Origin of the sequence: Orientia chuto str. Dubai (genome assembly GCF_000964595.1) — a bacterium.
In the GTDB taxonomy this organism is placed as follows: Bacteria; Pseudomonadota; Alphaproteobacteria; order Rickettsiales; family Rickettsiaceae; genus Orientia; species Orientia mediorientalis.
The window spans coordinates 1-24,067 of record NZ_LANP01000019.1 but is presented as its reverse complement, the minus strand read 5'-3'; the positions used below and the strand labels follow the sequence as shown (position 1 = coordinate 24,067).

At 27.9% G+C, this 24,067-nt stretch carries 25 protein-coding genes, 1 tRNA gene and 5 pseudogenes; 18 read left to right on the top strand and 13 right to left on the bottom strand.

Annotated features, from left to right (window positions below; all coding sequences use genetic code 11):
• The 3 genes from OCHUTO_RS03325 to OCHUTO_RS06500 all read right to left on the bottom strand — a co-directional run.
• A partial coding sequence (locus OCHUTO_RS03325) for a TraD N-terminal domain-containing protein (RefSeq protein WP_045797405.1) occupies nucleotides 1-235 on the bottom strand: 235 nt, incomplete at its 3' end.
• A gap of 120 nt (nucleotides 236-355) precedes the next feature.
• Complete coding sequence (locus OCHUTO_RS06505; RefSeq protein ID WP_232296971.1) at nucleotides 356-466, bottom strand: hypothetical protein; 111 nt, start codon at nucleotides 464-466, stop codon at nucleotides 356-358.
• Nucleotides 467-641: 175 nt separating this feature from the next.
• Complete coding sequence (locus OCHUTO_RS06500) at nucleotides 642-962, bottom strand: tetratricopeptide repeat protein (RefSeq protein WP_052694639.1); 321 nt, start codon at nucleotides 960-962, stop codon at nucleotides 642-644.
• 1,921 nt (nucleotides 963-2,883) lie between these two features.
• Here OCHUTO_RS06500 and OCHUTO_RS03315 point away from each other — a divergent pair.
• The 14 genes and pseudogenes from OCHUTO_RS03315 (at nucleotide 2,884) to OCHUTO_RS03265 (ending at nucleotide 11,247) form a co-directional block, all read left to right on the top strand.
• Nucleotides 2,884-3,645 carry an ABC transporter substrate-binding protein gene (locus OCHUTO_RS03315; protein WP_045797404.1) on the top strand — a complete coding sequence of 254 codons (762 nt, stop codon included), beginning with the start codon at nucleotides 2,884-2,886 and terminating at the stop codon, nucleotides 3,643-3,645.
• Nucleotides 3,646-3,808: 163 nt separating this feature from the next.
• The gene (gene ruvA, locus OCHUTO_RS03310) at nucleotides 3,809-4,423 is read left to right on the top strand and encodes a Holliday junction branch migration protein RuvA (RefSeq protein WP_045797403.1); all 615 of its coding nucleotides are present in this window, start codon (nucleotides 3,809-3,811) and stop codon (nucleotides 4,421-4,423) included.
• Complete coding sequence (ruvB, locus tag OCHUTO_RS03305; protein WP_045797402.1) at nucleotides 4,423-5,400, top strand: Holliday junction branch migration DNA helicase RuvB; 978 nt, start codon at nucleotides 4,423-4,425, stop codon at nucleotides 5,398-5,400. The genes ruvA and ruvB overlap by 1 nt, the downstream gene beginning before the upstream one ends.
• A 163-nt stretch (nucleotides 5,401-5,563) precedes the next feature.
• A complete protein-coding gene (locus OCHUTO_RS03300) occupies nucleotides 5,564-6,388 on the top strand; it encodes a cytochrome c oxidase subunit 3 (RefSeq protein WP_045797401.1) in 825 nt (274 codons plus the stop codon).
• A 150-nt stretch (nucleotides 6,389-6,538) separates the two neighbouring features.
• Entirely contained in the window at nucleotides 6,539-7,015 is a 477-nt protein-coding gene (gene lspA, locus OCHUTO_RS03295) for a signal peptidase II (RefSeq protein WP_156961290.1), read from the top strand.
• Between the two features lie 236 nt (nucleotides 7,016-7,251).
• A complete protein-coding gene (locus tag OCHUTO_RS06495; protein ID WP_156961289.1) occupies nucleotides 7,252-7,425 on the top strand; it encodes a hypothetical protein in 174 nt (57 codons plus the stop codon).
• A 262-nt stretch (nucleotides 7,426-7,687) separates the two neighbouring features.
• Nucleotides 7,688-7,936, top strand: coding sequence for a site-specific integrase (locus tag OCHUTO_RS06490; protein ID WP_052694637.1), 249 nt, complete (start codon nucleotides 7,688-7,690; stop codon nucleotides 7,934-7,936).
• Nucleotides 7,937-8,095: 159 nt separating this feature from the next.
• Entirely contained in the window at nucleotides 8,096-8,335 is a 240-nt protein-coding gene (locus OCHUTO_RS06485; protein ID WP_052694636.1) for a tyrosine-type recombinase/integrase, read from the top strand.
• A 133-nt stretch (nucleotides 8,336-8,468) separates the two neighbouring features.
• Nucleotides 8,469-8,749: pseudogene (locus OCHUTO_RS03285) on the top strand (hypothetical protein).
• Nucleotides 8,749-9,002 (top strand): annotated as a pseudogene (locus tag OCHUTO_RS05335) (TraE/TraK family type IV conjugative transfer system protein); the annotation flags it as partial. The pseudogenes OCHUTO_RS03285 and OCHUTO_RS05335, both read left to right, overlap by 1 nt.
• A 12-nt stretch (nucleotides 9,003-9,014) precedes the next feature.
• Complete coding sequence (locus tag OCHUTO_RS06480) at nucleotides 9,015-9,200, top strand: hypothetical protein (protein WP_232296970.1); 186 nt, start codon at nucleotides 9,015-9,017, stop codon at nucleotides 9,198-9,200.
• Nucleotides 9,201-9,403: 203 nt separating this feature from the next.
• Nucleotides 9,404-9,880 (top strand): annotated as a pseudogene (locus tag OCHUTO_RS06475) (TraG/VirB4 family ATPase); the annotation flags it as partial.
• Nucleotides 9,881-10,233: 353 nt separating this feature from the next.
• On the top strand, nucleotides 10,234-10,665 hold the full coding sequence (locus OCHUTO_RS03270) for a hypothetical protein (RefSeq protein WP_045797399.1): 432 nt from the start codon (nucleotides 10,234-10,236) through the stop codon (nucleotides 10,663-10,665).
• A 309-nt stretch (nucleotides 10,666-10,974) separates the two neighbouring features.
• A complete protein-coding gene (locus tag OCHUTO_RS03265) occupies nucleotides 10,975-11,247 on the top strand; it encodes a hypothetical protein (RefSeq protein WP_045797398.1) in 273 nt (90 codons plus the stop codon).
• A gap of 790 nt (nucleotides 11,248-12,037) precedes the next feature.
• Here OCHUTO_RS03265 and OCHUTO_RS06940 read toward each other — a convergent pair.
• From OCHUTO_RS06940 to OCHUTO_RS03255, 3 genes are all read right to left on the bottom strand, one after another.
• Nucleotides 12,038-12,220 (bottom strand): hypothetical protein, encoded by a 183-nt coding sequence (locus tag OCHUTO_RS06940; protein WP_052694634.1) that lies wholly within the window; start codon nucleotides 12,218-12,220, stop codon nucleotides 12,038-12,040.
• Nucleotides 12,214-12,396: a conjugal transfer protein TraH gene (locus tag OCHUTO_RS06935; protein ID WP_306305442.1), complete on the bottom strand. Its 183-nt coding sequence runs from the start codon at nucleotides 12,394-12,396 to the stop codon at nucleotides 12,214-12,216. Before OCHUTO_RS06935 ends, OCHUTO_RS06940 begins: the two co-directional genes overlap by 7 nt.
• 124 nt (nucleotides 12,397-12,520) lie before the next feature.
• The gene (locus tag OCHUTO_RS03255) at nucleotides 12,521-12,748 is read right to left on the bottom strand and encodes a hypothetical protein (RefSeq protein WP_045797397.1); all 228 of its coding nucleotides are present in this window, start codon (nucleotides 12,746-12,748) and stop codon (nucleotides 12,521-12,523) included.
• A gap of 497 nt (nucleotides 12,749-13,245) precedes the next feature.
• Between OCHUTO_RS03255 and OCHUTO_RS07110 the strand changes: the two genes are divergently transcribed.
• Complete coding sequence (locus tag OCHUTO_RS07110; protein ID WP_370664242.1) at nucleotides 13,246-13,380, top strand: hypothetical protein; 135 nt, start codon at nucleotides 13,246-13,248, stop codon at nucleotides 13,378-13,380.
• Nucleotides 13,381-13,635: 255 nt separating this feature from the next.
• On the opposite strand, the gene OCHUTO_RS03245 is transcribed toward OCHUTO_RS07110, so the two are convergent.
• The 4 genes from OCHUTO_RS03245 to OCHUTO_RS03235 form a co-directional block, all read right to left on the bottom strand.
• Nucleotides 13,636-14,538 (bottom strand): hypothetical protein, encoded by a 903-nt coding sequence (locus tag OCHUTO_RS03245; RefSeq protein ID WP_045797396.1) that lies wholly within the window; start codon nucleotides 14,536-14,538, stop codon nucleotides 13,636-13,638.
• 132 nt (nucleotides 14,539-14,670) lie between these two features.
• Complete coding sequence (locus OCHUTO_RS03240; RefSeq protein WP_045797395.1) at nucleotides 14,671-14,934, bottom strand: hypothetical protein; 264 nt, start codon at nucleotides 14,932-14,934, stop codon at nucleotides 14,671-14,673.
• Between the two features lie 426 nt (nucleotides 14,935-15,360).
• Entirely contained in the window at nucleotides 15,361-15,501 is a 141-nt protein-coding gene (locus OCHUTO_RS06470; protein ID WP_232296969.1) for a hypothetical protein, read from the bottom strand.
• A gap of 1,099 nt (nucleotides 15,502-16,600) precedes the next feature.
• Nucleotides 16,601-17,146 (bottom strand): copper chaperone PCu(A)C, encoded by a 546-nt coding sequence (locus OCHUTO_RS03235; RefSeq protein WP_045797394.1) that lies wholly within the window; start codon nucleotides 17,144-17,146, stop codon nucleotides 16,601-16,603.
• 981 nt (nucleotides 17,147-18,127) lie between these two features.
• Here OCHUTO_RS03235 and OCHUTO_RS03230 point away from each other — a divergent pair.
• Both OCHUTO_RS03230 and OCHUTO_RS03225 read left to right on the top strand, forming a co-directional pair.
• The gene (locus OCHUTO_RS03230) at nucleotides 18,128-18,604 is read left to right on the top strand and encodes a hypothetical protein (RefSeq protein ID WP_045797393.1); all 477 of its coding nucleotides are present in this window, start codon (nucleotides 18,128-18,130) and stop codon (nucleotides 18,602-18,604) included.
• Between the two features lie 148 nt (nucleotides 18,605-18,752).
• Nucleotides 18,753-19,262, top strand: a complete 510-nt coding sequence (locus OCHUTO_RS03225) for a hypothetical protein (RefSeq protein WP_045797392.1) — start codon at nucleotides 18,753-18,755, stop codon at nucleotides 19,260-19,262.
• 200 nt (nucleotides 19,263-19,462) lie between these two features.
• Here OCHUTO_RS03225 and OCHUTO_RS03220 read toward each other — a convergent pair.
• Nucleotides 19,463-19,537: transfer RNA gene (locus OCHUTO_RS03220), tRNA-Thr, on the bottom strand.
• 768 nt (nucleotides 19,538-20,305) lie between these two features.
• Here OCHUTO_RS03220 and OCHUTO_RS03215 point away from each other — a divergent pair.
• Nucleotides 20,306-21,793 (top strand): Ppx/GppA phosphatase family protein, encoded by a 1,488-nt coding sequence (locus OCHUTO_RS03215; RefSeq protein ID WP_232296968.1) that lies wholly within the window; start codon nucleotides 20,306-20,308, stop codon nucleotides 21,791-21,793.
• 356 nt (nucleotides 21,794-22,149) lie between these two features.
• On the opposite strand, the pseudogene OCHUTO_RS06465 reads toward OCHUTO_RS03215, so the two are convergent.
• Nucleotides 22,150-22,276, bottom strand: a pseudogene (locus OCHUTO_RS06465) (conjugal transfer protein TraD); the annotation flags it as partial.
• Between the two features lie 529 nt (nucleotides 22,277-22,805).
• Nucleotides 22,806-23,633: pseudogene (locus OCHUTO_RS05305) on the bottom strand (TraC family protein); the annotation flags it as partial.
• Nucleotides 23,634-24,067 lie beyond the last annotated feature (434 nt).

Genomic DNA, 24,067 nt, shown 5'->3' with positions numbered 1-24,067 from the left:
CATCGATATCATAAAAATGTTCACCAATTGCTAGCTTAAGCTGTACATATCTCTCAATCGCAAAATAATACAAGCTACTTAAAAATAGTTTTTGATATAGTCGCCATAGAATCCAGAATATCGATAATCCAAAGCCAATTGTTAGAACATTAGCACTACCTTGGCCAAACATTCTTAACTTATGAGCAACTAGCTGTGATCCTCTAGTAAAATGACCTTGATTCTGAAAATTCATCAATCAAGAGTATTTTTTCAATATTTGTAGTTTTTGTTCATATTCTTTTGCAAGTGAAATTTTTTACTCGTTAAATTTTTGAGCATTTCTTCATGTTCCACAATAATATTAGGATCATGTTTAATAGCTAAAAGAACATCTCTTTAGCTGCTCATGTTGTCCTAAGCTTATTAGTGAGATTCCTTTTGCAAGATAAGTTTTAGCATAATCAGGTTTATATTTAATAGCTATATCATAGTTTTTAATTGCCTCTTTATGTTGACCTAATTTCTCAAAAACATTCCTTTAACATAATAAATATCTGCATAATTTGGATATATTTAATAGCTAAGTTACAGATTTCCATTGCTTCTGAATATCTTCCTAATAGATTTATACATAGCCTTTATTACCGTATGCTTGTAAATCATTGGTTCGTATTAATAGCTAAATCAAAATTTTCTATTGCTTTTTGAAATTGCCCTAAAGCTGCTAAAATTAAACCTTTATTGTGATATGCTGCCGCATATTTGGGTCTATATCTAATAGCTGTATCATAGCTTTTGATAGCATCTTGAATGTATCCTAAATTTGTTAACGCTATACCCTTATTATAATAAGCTTCTGGATTATTAGGTTCATACTTAATAGCAATATCAAAATTTTCCATTGCATCTTCATACTTCCCTAATGTAGCTAAAGAAGCTCCTTTATTAATATATGCTTCTGCAAAATAAGGTTTATGCATAATGGCAGTATCATATGATCTCTATAAACTGTTTTTTCATTCGGAGTCTACTTAGTAATCTATTTGTAAACTTTGTAATCTATATTGTAAACTTTAATGCTATTGAAATTACTATATAATTTATGTATATTATTAATAAATACTGTGGTTAAATAACTGATCAAATAATTATGCTTGTTTTATAGCAATTTTTTTATATTAATTCATTCATAATACATCTGAATTGAAAAACGCTTGATTCACCCTTAGGGTGTATGCGTTTCTTGATCATTAGTTCAACTTCTGAATTAAAAATTAGTGCTAAATTTCCTAAATTTTTATTCTTCTTATATTCGACCTTTTGCGTTAATTTTTTTATAATATTGACAAATTTTATAAATTTAATTACAGTTAAAGTTGAATATTAATTATAAAAGTTAACACAAGTTAATAGTAGGTTCTACAAAGTGCGAAAGTTAACAAAAAATTAACTTCCCTTCTTCTTTAGATTGAATATGTCTTTGAGACCTTTCAGTAGATAATGTTATAAAGTATTTGTTAGAGTATTTCCCCCTCCTGATTTAAATCCTATTGAAAAAAATGGTTTCAAACTAAATCTAGAAGAATGAAATATCATTGTGACGTAGACACTCTGTTCGAAAAGTATATAACATAACTGTTTTATAGTGGTTTAGCTATAACAATACAGGTGTTTATGCTTCTTGAATTTATAATAGATCATTGAAATTGCCTTCTTATAGTGGCTATTTTATTACTTTTGCTTTTCAAGCTTTTTACAGCCTTATTAACAGCATTTCTAGTGATATAATTTTGTCCATTATTATTCACAGCTATGATGATGTTTTCTCCTTTGGTAAATCAAGATGTTAAAAAACATGTAAGAAAACAGTTGGAAATAGCTTGAGAATGAACAATACCTATTTAAGATAGACATCTATTACTGTACTGTATACCTGATGTTGTCTGAGATTTAGAGTTAGATAATATTCTCTAGAGATAAAAGAAATAAATTTTCGAGGTTTACACTTTTAACCTCTATTATAAAACCATTTAAAATAGCAGGAGCAGTCTATATCTATAGAATATGTATAAAATTAAAGAATTAATTGAAAATTAGCTATAACAAAAGATACAAACATTAATTCCTGCTATACTGTAATCTTAAAGCATCTGTTATCAATAATAAATTGTATAAACTTGATTTAGTATTTTAGATAGATAGTAAGTTACTACAATAAAGAACAGTGAATATTAAGAATATCAAGCGAACTATCATTGTAAACGTTGATCAGCTAGCATGAGATTTACTAAAATCTGCAATAAATTTAGTTGATTAAGTAATAAATTATCTGAATGATATAAATTTTTTATTTGGAAAAGAAATAATGATCAACATGTTAGTAACTTTAGAAAAAGATCCAACTGAAAAATTTTTTAGGTAAATTATATATATAGCTAATAGATTTAATAGAAGTAAATTAGTTAAAGTATTATTAAAATAAGAGGTGAAATTTCAAAATTATTGAGGAAAAAACTGCAATAAGCTAAGAAATTTTATCCCTAATACAGAAAATGCAATCATGCTATAAGTCTAGTAGTATTTAATAAAATCAAAACATACTCTATTATAGTGCTGCTTATATCTTCTCTCATGATATTTTTCTTTTTGAGAAATTTTTAATCTCCTATAAAATATCTTTTACCTTTTGTAAACATTTGCTTAAACTATTTTTTTACAATTTACTTCTCTAGCTCTTGTACGTAAATTATTCTTAATTCAAAACTGAGGTATTAGTAGTAACATAGTTAATAGTTGTGCTGATAATATCCAGAACTATATATACTTGTAATTATTGGTGATATGAGCATTAATGTATGATTCTAATGAAATTTACTAAACAGTAAAAAGAGAAAATTTTTTATGACCAAATATTTATTTATATTTATTACCACATTAATACTACTTTTGCTAGGCTATGGTACATATATACAGATTAAATCATTACAGAATCAGCAAGTAAGAAGTGATGTTTTATTAGTAGGAACAGCTGCTGATAACCCACCATATGAATTCTTTAAAAATGATGAGATTGTTGGCTTAGACATCGATATAATTAAGCTAATTGGAAAAGATTTAGGAAAAAAAATAGTAATTAAAAATCTTGATTTTCCAGGGCTGTTGTTAGCTTTGTCCTCTAAGCAGCTAGATTTAGTTATAGCTGGTTTATCAAAATCTAACCAAAGAGAAGAGCATGTTGATTTTAGTAATGTTTATCTAATGTCGAAAGTTGCTGTATTATTTAGAGCTAATAGTAATTTTTCTAATTGTCAGGATATTCAAAATAAAACCATTGGAGCACAGCTTGGTACAACTTGGCAAAAAATAGCTGAGGATATTAATAAAGATAGTGATAATACAAAGTTGCGCTTTCTTGATAATAATTTAATTTTAGTTGAGGAGTTAAAATCTCAAATTATTGATGCAGTTATTCTTGAAGATATACAAGCTGCTAGATTTGTAGCTGATAATCCAAAACTTAAAAAATTTGTGATTGATGATTATATTTCAGAATTTGTAATTGCTTCTTCGAAAAAAAGTGATTTAATACCTGAAATTAATAAGTCGATATTAAAACTTCAAAATAATGGAGTAATAACTGAGTTAAAACAAAAATGGTATTAAATTATTATGATAGAAAGTCGAGTAATGCTTTACACTTATATCTTTACAGAATATAAATTTATTTATAACAGCTCGAAATAATAATAGATTAGAAATAACAAATTTAAATATTTAATATATAATCTAGTTTATTAATAGCTAAATAATTAGTACTATTTACCTTATGATAGCTAAACTTAAAGGCATTCTTGATTCAATAACTGACAGTTATTTAATAATCGATGTTAATGGTGTAGGGTATCAAGTATACTCTTCAAGTAATACTTTACTAAAGTTAGTAAAAGAGGAATCTAGCATTATAAGCTTATTTATTGAAACACATGTAAGAGAGGATAGAATTCACCTTTTTGGTTTTTTAGATAATACTGAAAAAGTAGCTTTTAATATATTACAAAGTGTAAGCGGTATAGGAACAAAAATGGCATTACATATTCTATCCCATTTAACTCCACATCAGCTTCAAATAGCAATTAGTACCCAAGATAGACATCAATTAAAAACAATTTCAGGAGTTGGGCCTAAGTTAATTGATAGATTGATGATAGAATTAAGAGATAGAGTTACTAATATTAATCCCATAGTTAATAACAGTTGTAAGATTTCATCATTTGGTAATAATATGCAATCTAATATATTATCAGATGCTATTACTGCGTTAGTATCTTTAGGTATAAGTAGAACTGAAGCAACACAAATATTATCTGATATATACTCACTATCTCCTACTATGTCAGTTAATGAATTAGTTAAAACAGCCTTGCAGCAAAGAGCTAAGTGATGAAAAACCAATTATTAGATGCTAAAGCTACATTGGAAGAACAGGAAATAGTTTTACGTCCTGGCTTTCTAAATGATTTCATTGGGCAAGATCAAATGAAACGTAATTTAACAATTTTTATTACATCATCAATTGAAAGAGAAGAATCATTAGATCATACGCTGTTACATGGCCCACCTGGCTTGGGTAAAACTAGCATTGCTCAGATTATTGCAAAAGAAAAAAATGTTAATTTAAAATCTACAGCTGGACCAATATTATCTAAAGCTGCTGATCTTGCTGCTATTTTAACTAATTTGCAAAAAAATGATGTTTTATTCATTGATGAAATTCATCGTCTAAATATTCATGTTGAAGAAATATTATACTCTGCCATGGAGGATTTTTCACTTGATATCATGATTGGTGAAGGACCATCTGCTAGATCAGTAAAAATTTATTTACCAAAATTTACTCTAATAGGTGCTACAACTAGATTAGGACTTATTAGTAAGCCTTTATGTGATCGGTTTGGTATTCATTTAAAGCTAAATTTCTATAGTAGTGAAGAACTTACTGAAATTGTTATACGTGGAGCAAAAGTGTTAAACATTGCACTTGAGACTAGTGCTGCAGTAGAAATTGCTAATCGTTCTCGCGGTACGCCAAGAATAGCATTACGGCTACTTAAGAGAGTTCGAGATTTTGGAATTTATCAAAACGTTAATCCATTAAACCAGCAAATAACAGATTATGCTCTTAATCAGCTAGGAATTGATAAGTTAGGTTTAGATAATAGTGATCATAGATACTTAAAATTTATTGCTGAAAATTATGATGGTGGTCCAGTAGGTATTGATACAATTGCTGCTGCATTATCTGAACAACGGGATACTATAGAAGAAATGATAGAACCATACCTAATACAAATTGGCCTTGTACAACGTACTCAACGTGGCAGAATAATTACTGCTAATGCTTTTAAGCATTTACATTAATTATATGAGATCTTGACTATAACACATGCTATACAGTATAAAATGATAACAGAATAGAAAAATCATTTTAACTAAATTAGTTTATATGAAAGCTCTATAAGAAAAAATCCTTAATATTTTAACTTCTTTTTATAACTAAAATAAACAAATTGAAAATTTAAATATGCAGTATATAAAAAAAAATCATCCATATCATATTGTAGATTTAAGCGTATGGCCTCTAGCAGTTTCATTTTCTTTATTACTGTCAGCTTTTGCAGCTGCGATGTTAATACATAACTACTATTATACTATTAGTAAAATTACTCTTTGGGGAGGAATTTTATGTTTACTATATTCGTTATTTAGATGGTGGTACGATATTATTAAGGAAGCAATGCTTGAAAAGCAGCATACCAAAGAAGTTCAGTGTTCTTTACGAATAGGTATGATCATATTTATTCTATCAGAAATAGCATTTTTTGCCTGTTTATTTGGTTCCTTTTTTTATAACAAATTATTTCCTGTAGGAATTTTAGAGGAAGTGTGGGTAGCACATAAAGGAACATGGCCACCAGCTGGTATTATAACTCCTGATCCTTGGAGTATACCATTATTAAATACTATGATCTTATTATTATCAAGTACCACAGTTAGTTGGGCACACTATGCTATAATTGAAGATAATCAGGAAGTTACTGTTAAAACTCTAGGTTATACGGTATTATTAGGTATATTTTTTATACTAATGCAAATTTTTGAGTACACACATTTACCATTTAAGTTTACGGATGGAATTTATGCTTCAAACTTCTATATAATTACTGGAGCTCATGGATTACATGTGATTTTAGGGGTTATATTTTTAGCAGTATGTTATTTTAGAGCCAAAAAAGGGCATTTTATAAAACCTAACAATTGTTTAAATTTTGAATTTGCTGTATGGTACTGGCATTTTGTTGACGTTATATGGTTGTTTCTTTTTATATTCGTGTATGTTTTGAGTTAGATTGCATACGATCTGCTGCCAGGCTATATTGATAAATAGCTTATATGCGATACTTGTTAATTATAATATTACAACATTTATATACATTAGTTTTATCTAGTTTATAGGAAATTATTAATATTAATAATCTTATTAAGAAAGTCAAGTATTATGGGTAATTTATTAACAATCAACAATAATAATCGGTATAAACTGTGGTTATTAATTTTTGGAATTGAGTTGCTAATTATTGATCAAACACTCAAAGCCTTTTTAATTAGCTTTTTAAGAAAAATACCAGAAATGACTATTCCAATTTTTAAATACTTCAATATCGTATATGTTTGGAATTATGGTATTAGTTTTGGAATTTTCAACTGCTATAATAATAGCAATAACTTTTTTCTTATTGTTAATTCTGCAATTATACTGTGCCTTTGCTATTTGATGACTAAGGTAGAACAAATATTTAAATTTAATGCTTGTATTTTAATAATTACTGGTGGAATTGGTAATATTATAGATAGAATTTTATACGGAGCTGTTTTTGATTTCATAGATATATATTTCATAATATTCAATTTAGCAGATTTATATATTTTTATTGGTACTATTTTACTAACAATTTATTATTTGTATTATGAATGATGTTTTAATAACAACTCTAATTTTTATGAATGTTAGATTTCTGAATAGCTGATTACAGATGTTTTAATAGTCTTTCTAGTATTATTAGATAGATATAAATTTTATTCAATTATTTGATCAATTATTTAACCACAGTATTTATTAATAATATACATAAATTATATAGTAATTATGTCTTCAATAGCATTAAAGTTTACAAATCGATTACTAAGTAGACTCCGAATGAAAAAATAACAATGGTTTATAGAGATCAAAAGAGAACTTGTTTAGAGTATCAAGTAGTGGAACAAGTTTATTTAGACAAGAAATATCAAAACCAGGGGCTAAAGATAGGACCATATCCAGATTTATCAGTTGAGACGCTAGAAAAAAAGCAAGGGAACTCAAGACATTACTGGCGAAAAACATAGACCCGAGAGAAGTAAAACGTAAGAAATATATAGAGGAAAATGAGAAGCGTAAAAAAGAAAAACAAGATATAACATTTGAAGAACTGCATAATATTGAAGAGTACAGCAAAGTGTATACTGTGTACTGGAAAAGCTGTGCTGCAAGAATACATAATTATGCAAAACTATTATATACAAAAAAGATCAGCAAGATTGAGATATTGAAAAAATATTCAAAGCTATAAGCAAAGCGAAGAAATATTCGACAGCAAATGCATTTCTGATGGACTTAGGAACTGTATTTAATAAGGCAATAAAATGGGGGTTAATAGAACAAAACCCTGCACTAGGAATAGAGAGACATAAAATGCAAGCAAGAGAACGTAGTCTAACTTACGATGAAATGCCGAAATTTTTACAAGTAGTAAAGCAAGAAAAGAGCGAGATAGTCAAAGATTTTATATTACTAGCATTATATACTGGAGCTAGAAAAAGTAATGTGTTAGAGATGGAATGGAAGAGATTTTACTAAAAAAATATGGCATATACCAAAAACTAAGAATGGAAAGCCACAAGATGTACCATTAACAGAAGATGCAATGGAAATATTACAGGGGATGAAAGTAACATCAAAATGGGTGCTACCAAGTGATACTAGCAAAAGCGGACACTTAGAGAAGCCAGAGACAACATGACGTCAGTTTGTGCAAAGGCAGGCATAGAAAATTTAAGAATACACGATCTGCGCTGGACTCTTGCAAGTTGTCTGGCAGATTTTGGTGCAAGTCAGCATACAATTGGTATAGTATTGAATCATAATGACCTAAAAACAACGAGTATTTATGCTAGAGTTGGTTTAGAATCAGTGCGGCAGTTTATGTCTAAAGTTACACAAATGATGAATGAATGTACTGGAAGTTTTGTATTATAGACTGACTAATAGTATACGAGCACGTTAATGTAACCTGCGCAGGTACTATCTGCGTTTGAAGATATTTAGCTGATTTAAATATTATATTAGCAGAATAAGTTTTCTCATGCTATAATTATAGCTGCAGGTGATTATGCAAAAGTTATATTGGTCATTATCAAGACCATTGAAATATATGGGCTTAAGTATAGATGAGTGGAGTGTAGTACTAGCTAGGGTAATTAATAGTATTATTAAATAGCAGTCATATTAAACTAGGCTTATTGTCTATAATTACAGGTGTTATATTATGTTATAGCTTTAAGAAATTTAAAAAGGTTTCAGATTTTGTTAAAGAGTTTTTTAGTAGCCAAAGGTCTATTACCAAAACCAATAAGTTATTTAGGATTGCTAAATAAAAAAGTTGGTAAATAGTGAATCATCTCTTTAAGCAAAATGCTGTACAAGAGTTAGTAAGATATAATAAGGCCTTGCTAGTAATTACTATATTCAATATCTAATATAATTGCAATAATGACTGCAATTACAAAAGAAGAAAAATGGTTATTGATTCCAGCTATAGAGCCTAATCGTAAAATGGTGGTATCGTCAAATAGCTATCATGAGACTTATTTAAAGGAATGGGGCTGTAATGAAGGGGCTATTTACTACTTCTCCTGATAAATTAGCAGATTTTGCTATTAAGAGAGCTGATGTTATGAGTCCAGTCATTGTTATTACTTTAGGTAGAGTTGTGAATGTTGTATTTAAAAAAGGTTTTGATTTATTGAAGCAAAAACACAATTCAACTTATACGATACCAGATGTTAATCAAGCACAACAGGAGAACAGGTTAAGTTATTACCTTTGTTATTGGTCTGTATAAGCTTAACTGGCTTCTATAGAAGTGATTTTGACTGTAAAATTTCTAAAGGTGTAAAATGTATATCAGAAATAAAGGAAATGGTTGCTCAAGGATTGTTTGATTCCGATAAAGTTGTTGAAAAATCAAAACCAAAAAGAGGCTATATTATATGTTATAAGAGAATCAAGGTAAATCAAAACATAGAAGAAAATACTCTGCTATAATTAGTTGAACAAGGATCGAGCAATATAATTGGCAAAAAGAAAATTATAGGACTTGGAACAGCACTTTCCAGCTTAGATAGAGGTATAAAATTTATCTGAAAGTAAGGTATTATTACTAATAATTGATGAATAAATAAGGATATTTAAGCTCTCCAGGTACGCTGTTGACTGGCAGATAAGGTCAGATAATGTATTAGTCCACTTTTGGTGGAGCATTATTACCAGCGTTAAATAAGCATGGTGCAGTTCCAAATAAGAACTTTAACCTCTGTATAGCAGAAGTCCCAGGCTCTGGAAAATCTGTTTTTATGCAAGAAATGATGCTGTCTGTTTTAGGAATTTTGGGTAAGGTTTTTGTTCTTGATTATGGAAGCTTATTTAAGCATACATGCTTGATTCTAGGCGGAAGATACATATAGAATTCGATATAAAAACCCGATGTCTATTAATATATTTTCAGAAGTATCAGAGATGGATATTGTGCTAAAAACACTGACTTAAAATCTTGTTCAAAAGCTATGAATTTTTTTCCACAGTATTTTTGAGAAATTTAATTACTCAGAAAATAATCTTGAATATGTGTTTGATGACATAGATTTAAACAAATAAAAAAGTTCAATAAATTAACTGAAACAATTAAAATCCAAGTTTTTACTATTAATAATTATTATATTACATCTAAACACTATCGATAATATTTCTCAGCTACAAGTACTGCTAGTATTATTACTCAATGTAGAAAAAAATTATAAATATTAGAAAAATTAGCAATACCATTTTCTAATATCTCTGGTATATTAAGTAGTACAGGAAAAAATGCTCCAAAGGTTTTGGATGATTTATTAATAGTAATAGATCATAACAAAGAAAAATTAAAAACATTAGAAACATTAAAAATAACATTTTCTAATATCTCCTGTATATTAAATAGTGCACAAAAAATAGCCTCAAAAGCTTTGAATGATTTATTAATAGTAATAGATAATAACAAGGAAACATTAGAAAAATTAGCAATACCATTTTCTAGCATCTCCAGTATATTACGTAGTACAGGAAAAAATGCTCCAAAGTATTTGGAAGAATTATTAACAGCAATAGATAATAACAAAGAGATATTAAGAATATCACATTTTAATGTCCTGGATATATTACATAGTGCAGAAAAAAATATTCCAAAGTCTTTGGAAAAATTATTAAAACAAAACCCTTGTATACTAAAAGATGATGATGATACTGCTAGCAAGGAAACAACCAGTAGTTAAACTAACATAATATTTGCTGTACTAGCTATAGATTGTGTTAACAACCAACATTACTATACTCAAGCAAAAGAATGCTATCTTGATGATAGTATTAAAGAGCTACTAGTAGCTCAAATTATTAATGAAAATGCTATACAATCTGGAAATAAAAGAAAATTAGATCAGCAAGAACATTATAACTATGATAACTTAACTACATTAAGCGAGCTTGTTAGTAATTATAATCAGATTGCAATAGAGAATAATTTAGCAGAATTTGCGAATCATAATATTGTACTAAATCAACCAGCAAAAGATAAATATACTTTAGTGAATGACGTATTAACAGATACTGATACAGCTTATGATTATTCTACGGATAAGATAATTGCAATACTAGATAATCCTGAGATATCTAAACTATTAGATGAGATTGGAAAAAACAGTGGAGTAAAAAGAAAATTAGATGAGTTAGAAGATTTTTACATTCAGAAACATCATTGCAATTATAATAACTTATCAGGTAATATAGCAAAAGATGTAGAAATAGCAGGCATTAGTGATAATAGTGACAATAATTACATATTAATATTTGATAACTAAATGTTTTGCTATAGCATATATAAAAATATCAGGCTACAATTTTTAATACTAATATGAAAGGAAATGCTTGTTAGAAGTTGCTACTGATGCAATTTTTGTTTATAAATAATCTCTCTATAGATTAGAGCAATAAGCAAGCTTTAATGCTAGTAATAATCAATGCTGTAGAGCTTTTTTTGATATATCTTTTTTGATGAAATTTTTGTTATTTACAACCATGGATGCGATAATTTTGCATCAGTGTTTAATATTATGCAAAAATTTTTCAGAGGTATTATAAGAAAGCATGTACTGATAAAAATCAAAATAGTTACTGTATACCTGATGTTATCTGAAATTTATAGTTAGATAATATTCTTAGATATTAAAAGCTTAAACAGCAAATTTATTTCTTTTAACCTCTAGCATAAAATCATTTTAGAAATTAAATAGCATGGTAATGCTATTCCTATAGAAGATGAAGGTCAATATAAAATCAAATACTTAATTAAAAGTTAAGCTACAACAAAAGACCAAAACATTAATTCCATAAAATATATAGGTCCTGAATCTGTGATACTGCAAGCTTAAAGCATCAAAGATTATTTACCAAGCAGAGTTATCAACTTAGTCGATTAAAACATTGAATCACGCATATTATCTAGAATACCAGCTTTATCTGCAGCTTTAATAAAGATATTGTAATGATCAAGCTTATTTTAGAAGCTCTAAATTTGCGCTTGCTGCAAAGCTCTTTTTTGAGTTGCAGAATTGTTATATTTTCTACGTGAGCAAAGTAATCGAAACCACTTTATGACTGTATATTTCGACATACAGCTTCTCTCATAGCCAAAGTTTTTGGTAAAGTTGCTGCAAATAATGATTTTATTAACTCACAATCTCCTTTAGCAAATTGATTCATTTCCATTGCTAGATTATGCAAGTCTTTTAGAGCATTTCCAATCTGCAAAGCGAAGGTTTTTAAACCTAACAAAAAGCATAAACCTTAGCTTGAGAGCCAATGTTTTTCATTAATTGAACCAATTCTTCTCCTGAAATAATTGAGAAGCTACCGAGATAAGCACCAATACCGCCGCAGCTCATATTTAATGATGGTGTAGTCATAGCAAATGTGTATCGATGTCTAGCTTGTTCTAGCGGATAATCCACCAGCTGCTTGATCTTGATATGATGCTAGTTACATTAACACTCATTTCTTGAAATACAATGTTTCAAGCCAATAGTGTTGGTATTTGTAACCAAAATAGTATAACAATAAAAGCTCTTAATCACATTACCTACATTTAATTTGATAATAGCTATAAATTGCTAAAACATTGTCGATAATTTTATCCTCGGAGATTATTTCTCTAGCTATTGGATATATTTTCTTATCATTACTAACCATCAAATACAACACTGGTACAACGTACTTAGAGGATTTAAGTTTTGGCAGCAATCCAGTTTTATATACTTTGCTATACTCTTTAAGAGACCTATTATATGGCTCTTCTAATGTCATCTCTTTTTTTATTTTATACGCTTCTCATTTTCTTTCCTTCTATATATTTTTTTACATCTTACTTCTCTTGGATCTATTCCTTTCGCCATTAATGTCTTTAATTCTCTATTATGCTTTTTTTATAGCAATTTTTTTGTGCTAATTCATTCATAATACATCTTACTTAAAAATCGCTTTATTAGTTTTAGGTTGCACACATTTTTCGATCATTAGTTTAACTTCTAAATTAAAAATTAGTGCAAAATTTCCTAAATTTTTATTCTCTATATTTTCTACCTTTTACTTTAATTTTTTTGTAATATAACAAATTTTGCAAATACAATTATAGTTAAATATGAATTACAAAAATTAACAAAAGTTAATAGCAGGTTCTATAAAGTGTGAAAATTAACTTTTTTCTTCTTTTTTTGATATTCTTTTGAAACTTTTTCATTAGGAAATGCTATGCTAAAAAATGTCATGAGCAGCAAATTAGTGATACAGGAGAGCCATATTATATGCATCCATTGGAAGTAGCATACATTATAATAGCAGACTATATCTTTGAAGATAACACCATTATTACAGCAATATTGCATGATATTATCAAAGATACAAGTCTTACAAAAATATTGCTGAGGCATTTAGCATAAAAATTGTAAAACAAGTTTCAGAACTTACAAAAATAATTATTACAATATTACGTAGTCAAAACAGAACTACTTTAATCAAAATTTTTGATTGACTCCATAATATTCAAACCGTATACATAAAATCTCCTCATTTGTACACTTCGTGCTGAATACATTAATCTATCAGAGATTAGTATAGTATCTAAACAAATATTGCAGACTTAACGCAAGCTAAAACCTTATCCTTTTTTTGAATAAACCGATATTCAATACTGATTATATCATGGCTTCTGTGTAATTTATTTCATTTACTTCAGCAGTGTGTAAGCTGTCATAATATATATTTTCTTGGTTGTTATTTATATCGTTAGCTTCAGCTTTAGCAACCTTTAAAGCATATGCATTGGCATGATATTCACAAATATTGTTAGCCACAGCAAATGCATATGCGCTTGCATAATAGTCATCTTCACCATTTACTTTAGCATAAGTAAAAGCTGACGCATACAAATGTGCATAATCTTCATTAGTACAAATAGTAACTTTAGCAAAAGCATATACATTAGCATAGTAGTCGTCTTTGTCATCTACTCCTTTAGAATAAGTAAAAGCTGAAGCATATAAACTAGCATTTTCATGATTAAATCCATTTGCTATAGATGATGCATACGCTTTAACATAAGTTTCATTAAATCCTTCTTGTTTACAAACAATAAAAGCTGATGCATATGAATAAGCATAATAATCACTTTTTCCGCTCATTTTAGCATTAGTAACAATTAAGGCATATAAATTTGAATCATCTTCACCGATATAATTAATCTTAGCAAATGCATATGCATTTGCATAATCGTTAGGTTTGTTTTCAATTTTTGCTTTAACAAAAGCTAGAGCGTGTAAATTAGCATGATATTCACAAATTTTATTAGCAATAGCAAATGCATATGCACTAGCATAGTCATTATTTTTACCATTCATTTTAGCTATAGTAAAAGCTAATGCATAAGACCTTGCAAATTCGTAATTTTTGTGAATATTGTTAATGCAGTGAAAAATTTTAATATATAAGCTATCATAATTGTTAATTCCATTATTCGAAGCATAAGGTAAAAGTCTCAAAATAGAGTTATATGTTTGCTCTATAGAATTAATGTTACTATCTAAATTATCTTTCGGCATAATATAAAAATTATTAGTTAATTTATTTTACGTTTTTGTATTTTTTACCATATAGTAATTTATGCTAAAAACAATATTGAAACGTATAATCTATCCTAAAAACACTTCAGATTATACTAAACATTGAGTATGCTACCTTTTAAGGCGCATCAATGCCTTTAACATTGCTGCATCATTCTTTTGATGACGGTAACGATTTAGGCCATGCATTCGAATGTGGTGCTTAGTATCTTCGTTTTGTTTGAAAGGAAAAATTAAAATGGCTTTATTTTTTTGTTCTTTATCAAAAATAGCTTTACCAAAAAATATCTTTCTTCCTCCATATGATATTGATAGTACTGTTTGTATTCTGTAATTATCACCTATTACTTCTTTTATGTTGTGCTTAATAATCACAACTAAGTTTTATTCCTTTATATCTCGCCATTGTATTCAGTGCAGATTGAATAATCTGCATCTCTATATTAAATGCTTTATTAAATGCTTTTTCCATTCCCTAATGATTGAAAATACTAAAGTATTGAGCATATATCGGTACACGACATATAACTTCTGTAGGCCTATTGTATGTAATTTCTCCTTTTATTTCTTGAAGGGGGAGCTTAACAAAGGTTAGTCCTAATCCTAATACGTTATCCTGATTCCAATCCTTAATGGCACTATTTATTTTTTCTTCTACAACTATTGGATATTATCTACCTTTTTTGGAGCAGTTAGCTATACTTCATCCTTTATCACACTGTTGCTTTTGGAGAAAATAACAGCGTGATAATAAAAAATGACGGAAAAAACCATTCCATAGCGAAAATACCGATATTTCCTCTAAATATTGCTTGCAGCCCATATACCACCTATTGTTAGGGCGAACTGACCTACTGGAGTGGCACTATTCGAAGCAAATACTCGTCCTATGCCATTAAATATTTTGTCTCTACCACTAAACGTATGTATTATGTAATCCATCTCTTTCTCTATAATTAATTTGTCTATTGTATTGGATTTAACTCCTTTCTCTTGTAATTAAAAGTTGCTCTATTCTTCTAGCCCTTATATCTATTTTATTTGCGTTAGTCTGCAGGCTATTTTCGTTAGCAAAAAGTTGAACTGGGCTTTTAAATATCTCGCCAAATGCTCATTTAAAACTTGCTTCGCTTCAAGTGCTATTGCAGCTCTACGTATCTCTGCAATTACTTCTTTTAAATATTGAACCAACATATAGCTAGCTATTTCAGATGAACTATTTAAAATCGTAACTCCAGCAATAGATTCTAAAGTGATATAATTGTATACTGGAAATGCATCTCCTATAGACGATAGAAATGCTATATCAGAGTTATTAAACTCGGAAAATTTTCTACCAGCTTTAAATTATCCAATTTTTGCTTTACTTTGCTTGAATAAGACTGTTCATATAATATGTTATTAATAAATATTACACTGTGGTTAAATAACTAATCAATCATTATGCTTTTTTTAGCAATTTTTTTGTGCTAATTCATTCATAATACATCTGACTTAAAAATTGCTTAATTAGCCTTAGGTTGTATGTGTTTCTTGATCATTAGTTCAACTTCTAAATTAAAAATTAGTGTAAAATTTCCTAAATTTTTATTATCCCTATTTTCGATCCTTTGCTTTAATTTTTTTGTAATATTGACAAATTTTGTAAATTTAATTATAGTTAAAAGTATTAATTACAAATTAATATAAGTTAATAGTAGGTTCTATAAAAGCGCGAAAGTTGATAAAAATTAATTTTCCTTCTTTTTTAGATTGAAGATGACTTGCAACCTTTTTCATTAGGCTATGATATTGCTTGTGATTTTTTAATCCTGTTAGCAATATTGATAAACAATTTTTATACAGTTATAGTTAAGGTTGAATATTAACTAAATTAATTAACACTACCCTTAATTTACTTTTTTCTTTTTGTAAATCTTGCTATAGCCTTTTTATATTATTAAATATATGTCTTAATATAGAAGACTAATTTGAATCTGTAACAACTCTTTTACATATTTTTCTAATTTAAGCAAAACCTAAAATTTTTTGTTAAAAAAATCTATTTTTTAACTTGAACTTTAATTGTTGTTGTAGTTTGGTCCTTCATAGTAAAAATAATATTAAATGAATCACCATCTCTCAATTGTTTAGTAACTTTCATCAGCATAATGTGAAAACCACCTGGTTTTAATATAAATTCTGTTTGTAAAGGAATCAATAAATGTTCAATATGGCTCATACTAACAACTCCATTATCATCAGTAATAGATTGATGAAACATAGCTATATTAGCTATATCAGGAGCAGAAACACCTATAATTTCAATATTCTTGAGAGATTGATTACTAATTGTCAAGTAAACAGCACTATTTTTGCCTATTGCAGCTGGCCTTGCCCATGCATTTAAAAATTGAACTGAAGGGTTGCTAAATTTATCGTTATCAGATTCTGATAAATTTTTATTTTCTATATTTGACAGTTTATTGTTATGTTCTCCACAACAGCTAGAACTACTATTTTCTGCTTGTAATGATTGCCCCACAACATTAGTTTGATAAATAAAGATATTAAGTAAAGTTAATAAAATTAACGTGTTTTTGTTCATATATTATCCTGATTTGTAAATAATGCATATAATAATTATATTTCTTGTTTAGAAAAAGATAAAAAGATTATAAAATATAATTATTATTATATATTTATATTTAAAAGTCACGCAGCTGTTTTGGATTGGGAATAAGATTAGATAGAGGACTTATAGATTGGTAAACAAAAAACTAAGGAGTGGTATCACGGACCTATATTGCTTGTCCATGATTTTGTTATAAAAGTAGTAATCAATGGATCAAAGATCATATCCTAATGAAAAAGGTTGAAAGCCATATTCAATATAAAGAAGAAGAAAGGTTAATTTTCATTAACTTTTACGCTTTATAGAACCTACTATTAACTTGTATTAACTTTTATTAATTTTTCAATATTCAACTTTATGAAAAAAACAGTTTATAGAGATCAAAAGAGGACTTGTTTTAAGAGTATAAGGTTGAATATAGAGAGCATAATCATTCTTATGCAAAACCTATTTTCATCTTCATACTGGTTCTATCTGCCTTACAAGGCTAATTCTTTCTATAGGTAATATTAATGTTTAAGTTTGTAGCTTACTGAAAAATCAGTAGAATTATACTGTAATAATTACTGTGTGTGTCTTATATTTTAAATTAGCGTTGACTTTAACTCTGGAAAGTTAATTAGATAAAATCTGTATTCTGTCTAGTGAAAACTTGAAACTATATTAGTTACTCTAATTTTTTATGTAATGACTCAAAAATAAGAACCAGTAAAGTTGTTAGAAAAACGTAAATCACAAGAGGAAATGCTTGAAGTAAAACAGGCTGTAGATCCAAGGATAAAAAAAAGAGCTAAATATTTATAAAAGCATATTTAAGCTGTTTAAAAAGTCAAATTAAGCTAATAAAACAATTAACAGTTGTCGTTATATTCATAATCATACACAAAAAAGAATAATAACTAACTTATATTAAAGAAGAAGATCTAAAAAAAATCAGTTCCAAGAGCAATTGCCATGTTAAATTTACAAGAATATATTAATCAAGATGATGAATTAAAAAGTATTTTAGAACAACATCCAAAAGTTAAGGAATATATTAGTTATATTTTGAAACATTATAATTATAAAATCACATATTTTAATCAGCTCTTTACTAAGATTGGCGGTTGTTATTCAATCATAGAAAAAATCAAACTACTGCAGTGCAGTAATATTAAAGCTTCTAGCATTAATAGTATTATCAATAAAGATAGCACAGCTCCAAGAGTTTTAGCAGAATTATTAGACAAATTAACAGATTCTAGAATAAAAACTTTACAAGCACAAAACATCAGTTTTACTAGTATTGGTTCTATATTAAAGGGATCTGGAGCTCATGCTCCAAGAGTTTTTGAAGAATTATTAGAAAAATTAACAGATTCTAGAATAAAAAAGTTACAAGCACAAAACATCAATTTTAAGAGTATTTGGTTCTATATTAGCTGGATCTAAAGCGGAAGCTCCAAGAATTTTAGAAGAATTATTAGACAAATTAACAGATCCTAGAATCAAAGTATTACAAGAACAGGGAATTCATTTTTCTAGTGTTAGTAGTGTATTAGGTCAATCTAAAGCTAATGCTCCTAAAAATCTTGAAATATTGCTGAATCACTTATTTGATCCAAGAGTAGATAAGGTAGCTAGAAAAAAATTTTTCGATAGTCATGTATGTTTTAGTTCTCCAGTTAAAGCTAAAGTAGTGCTCAGGAAATTCTTAGATTCATTACCATATGAACCTCAAGCAAAAAAGATAAAAGTAGCAGATAACTTGCCTGAAAACAATGAAACTACAGCAAATGCTAATCTTAGCAGGATAGGAAAAAAATCTCTGGTTTCTAACATAGATATGGATCCTGTAAAGGATAGCAATACTACTACAGTTAATAATGAACAAGGTGTAATTGAATATATGCCTCCATTAGAGGAAGATGTAGATAATATGTTATTATCCAACCAAGATTTAGCTAGCTTATTACAAAATGACGAACTGTTATTATCACATTGTTGCACTGAATATGAGCTCAAGGATGTAGAAGATAATAATACTCCTGCAGTTAATGTAATTGGCGATGATACACAATATGATGATATGCCTTCATTAGAGGAATAATTCATATTGAATATTTTTTTGACTAAAAATCTTGATAAAATTTCTATATAAGACCTATATAAAAAATATTTTTAGTTATCAAATAAAGCCCTTTACCTTATGTTGTAAGGAAAATATAGAAAAGCTATACTATTTATAAGCTAATGCAAGTCCATAGTAGATAATTTTCCCTAATTCTCCAAGTTGAATAAATAGTATATTGGTGCCACTAGAGAGAATCGGACTCTCGACCTCATCATTACCAATGATGTGCTCTACCACTGAGCTATAGCGGCTAATAATATTTCAAGTATAATTAAGTTAAATATATATAAATCTGCAGCATTTATCTTTCAATATAAAATTAGTTGTATAGCTGATTGCTAGACTCATATATTTTATCAGCATTGAACAAAATTAAAATACAGTTTTTACATATATAAACAACCTTCAATTATGATTTTAGCATATGAAATTTTATATTGCCATCACAATTTAAAATCAGTCAAAAAATTCTTCTATTACAGATAATATCAATCTTATATAAGTATCTATTAAACCAGTTTTTAGTAGCGTTAGAACACATATTGCAATATAATTATTTTATACTCCAATAACTATCTCATACAATTCTAGACTAACTCTAAACTAAGACTATGGTATATCATTATGAGATAGAAGATTTAAAAAATTTTCAAAGATACAATCTCTTAGACTTTGTAAACCATTTCTTTAAACTATTTACACTCAGTACTACACCCAACTCCATTTCTAATCCAAATTCTAATCCAAAACTGATGTTAAAAGTTTTTTCTATTTATTTGCTATTTTAGAATTAATAACATATTGTTTTATTTAGACTTGATTATTAGTCTTATACTGTATCACTTACAAATTTTTTCAGTCTTAATTATTAAAGCTTTTTAAGTATAATTATTTAGCATATGAGCATTTATAGTGTTTTTTTGCTTTGCAAACTTGCTTAGTTTTGAACATGCAAATGTACTAGCATATGCCAAGTGAAATTGCTATCGATTATTATAATATTATAATATATATATATAATGATAAGTCATTTATATATATATAAAATGTTTTATGCTGTAATGGATATTGGCTCTAATGCTATTAGAGCTGCTATATATCAAAGTGCAGATATTGCTAGTGCAAAAATTTACAGTGATAAATTTAAAGCTGATATTTGGTCTTTGCTAGAATATGATGATATAGATGTAAAGCATCAATCATATCTCATTATAGAGCATTTTATACACATTTTTAATCGCGTTGGAGTAAAAAAAATAAAATGTGTTGCTACTGCTGTGCTTAGGGGGCATTATAAGGCTTCAATATTTAAAGATATTATTTACAAAAGATATGGAATTAATGTAGAAATCCTTTCAGGAGAACAGGAGGCATATTTAACGACTATTGGCTTAATGCTTGGTATTCCTAATGTAGACGGCATTATAGCTGATTTAGGAGGAGGTAGTTTGGAGTTAGTTGAAGTGCAACAATCTAGAATTATTAGTTGTATCTCATTACCATTAGGAACTAAGCTGCTTAATAAGCTAGAAAATCTGAGCATTGATTTTATTAAGGAAAGAATCCCCAAATTTAGAAATGTTAGTTATTGCAATCTATATTTGATTGGAGGAGCATTTCGAATAATTGCTAGATTTTATATGACATGTATCAACTATCCAACTATTAATATACATAACTTTAGGGCTCAATCTAACAACATTCTTCTATACATTGCTCAGTTGAATGGTGTAAACAATATCAATTTAGGTCATTACTGTAGTAAATTAAAAGTCAATTCTCATGCAACTATGATACTGAAAGCTTTAATAGAAGCTTTCGATGTCAAAACTGTTATAGTTTCTAATTATGGTCTTAAAGAAGGTGTTCATGTACGCAATTGCTTTTTACCTAATAGTGAATTACCTGCTGATGTTGATAAGTTAAACAATAGTTTTGCTGATTTTTTTCATACTATTGAAAATAATAACGTATTATATGAGTGTTGTTCGAAATTAGTAAATTTCCAGGGTAATGATTATTGTTTGAAGGAATATGTTAAAATGATTTTTCCATTATTAATTCAACCTAGTGAAACAACTAAACAAATAATTATGGCAGCCTTTGTTTTTTTAAATTGTGCTAAAAATATAAATTCATTAAGAATAGATTTTTTACCAGAATATATTTTAACAGTTGATCTACCATTTAGTCATACTCAAAGAGTAATGTTATCTCTGATTTTAGCTAAAGTTGTTTCAGATTTAAGATCAATACTACGTATTACTAAAATAGCAAAACAAATTTTGCTCAAAACAGAGTTTTATAATAGCCTGATTATAGGCACTATAATTAGTATTGCTAAAGATATTGATGGATTTCCTTTAGAAAATCCATCATTTTCATTATTATTAATAAATTATAAATTTATTAAGCTTAGCACTACTTTTACATTACCAAAGATGGTATGGATCAAAATTGTTAGTAAGCTAAAAAAAATAGGTTGGTTTATTAGATTATCTAGCTGAATGCAATAATTTAAGAAATAGAGAAATAAAAGAGAAGTATAATTAATTTAAAAAAATTTGATAATACATCTAGTTTGGTAGTTATTATGATGGCTAGCAAACAAGCAGTATAAGAAGTCAAAAATTAAAATGGTTAAAGAATTTATTAAAATAAATATCATATAACAGCTATTTTAATACTAATAAGATATTACAGCGGAACATCAGCAAATAATTCAATAGTATATAGTTAAGATATACACTCTCTTAGAAAATAAGATTCTGAAATTAAAAAAATATTAGTAAGTAATAAAAAATTTTAATATAGCCATTAAATATAATCCAAGGTATGCATCTGTATAGCAGATGCATATAGCTAAACCACCAATTTCTATAAGACATCTAGTTCGCATTCTACGTTCTTTATCTTTATATATTAAGTTCTTCCATTATAATTTTAGCTTTTTTTTGCTGAAGACTAAGTTTCTGCTGCATAAGATTCATAAAAAAATTATACCAAACCTACCACACCAAAATCAAATAAATACAGTAAAAATAAGAAATCCAGTTAGAAGCTTCATTGGAGATAAGCTTATACGCAATATATAAACTTTAACATTGCCTAATGAAAAAGGTTGAAAGGCATATTCAATCTAAAGAAAAAAGAAAGTTAATTTTCGTTAACCTTTACACTTTATAGAACCTACTATTAACTTGTGTTAACTTTTATTAATTTTTTAATATTCAACTTTAACTATAATTAAATTTGCAAAATTTGTCAATATTACAAAAAAATTAAAGCAAAAGGTCGAAAATATGGAGAATAAAAAATTTAGGAAATTTTACACTAATTTTTAATTCAGAAGTTGAACTAATGATCAAGAAACGCATACAACCTAAGTGTAACCAAGGGATTTTCAAGTCAGATATATTATGAATGAAATAGCATAAAAAAATTGCTATAAAAAAAGCATAATCATTTGATCAATTATTTAACCACAGCGTAATATTTATTAATAATATCAATTATCAGGAAAAACTTACCCATTCCAGCACTAATATTTCTTTCTAATGCCTCTCTTTTTGTGACAGCAGCAGTTCTAGCCTGATTTGGTAAAATCTGTAAGCCAAAATGAATCAAAAAGTTAGACTTTTCTCCACGACCGCATTTCATTGCCTAAAAACAAGTCCATAGCTGATAATCTCCACAGGCCTTTTACCAGCTTCTAAGCTGATAATGACTTGTTCATTATTTAACTTTATGCAATCTTCTAATAGCGAAAAATCTCCTCGTAGAATTTGTTCCGACAATATTTATACGGATTAACATGCTCTTCTTCAGGCCAATTAAATATTATTCTGATAAATTTCAGCAATTGTTTGGCATCAACATTTTTAGTATTTAATCCAAATTTAATCCAATTGACTTAAACGTATCCTGTAAAGTCTCTCTTCTTCGCGAATCATATCATCGATATTAGCGTTTAAATCAGGTATTGTCACTAAAATCAAAAGCACTTTATCCTTTATCATGCCTGCATTTTGAGCTCTTTCATGTAAAAACTCTGCTCTTCTTTTTGCTAGCTCAACAAATATCTTGCCTTTACGGTAAGACTGCCAATTATTCAAAAAGTGCTCTATATGATGGCTACCAATCATCAATATTTATAGGCTACTTTCAGCTGGTAGATTTTCATCATTTTTTAAAATTCAGTAATTTGAGCCTGAACCGTTACTCCTACTAACGGCCAAGCAAGTAAGCCTATTTAACTACGATTAAAGAACAATTGAGTCTCTTCATCATACGGATTCATAAACATTTTGATAATCTTTCTCTGTAAAAGTCCTTATGTATGCTCACTTTGGATCCGCTTTAAATAAATTAATAAGGTACTTTTTTGTTTTCTTCTGATGGATATTTTCTTCTATGTTTTGATTTACCTTGATTCTCTTATAACATATAATACAGCCTCTTTTTGGTTTTGATTTTTCAACAACTTTATCGAAATCAAACAATCCTTGAGCAACCATTTCCTTTATTTCTGATATACATTTTACACCTTTAGGAATTTTACAGTCAAAAATCACTTCTAAAGCGGCCAGTTAAGCTCATACAAGCCAATATATTGAATATGCCTTGAGGCCTTTTCAGTAGACAATGTTATATATCATAATTAAAACAATGTTCCGTATATGTCCTTTGTTAAATCTACCATGCTATTTTATAGAAAAAATGGATTAACAAGTTTTACCAGTACATTAAAAGTAAAACTTGTATATTCATTCTCTTTACTT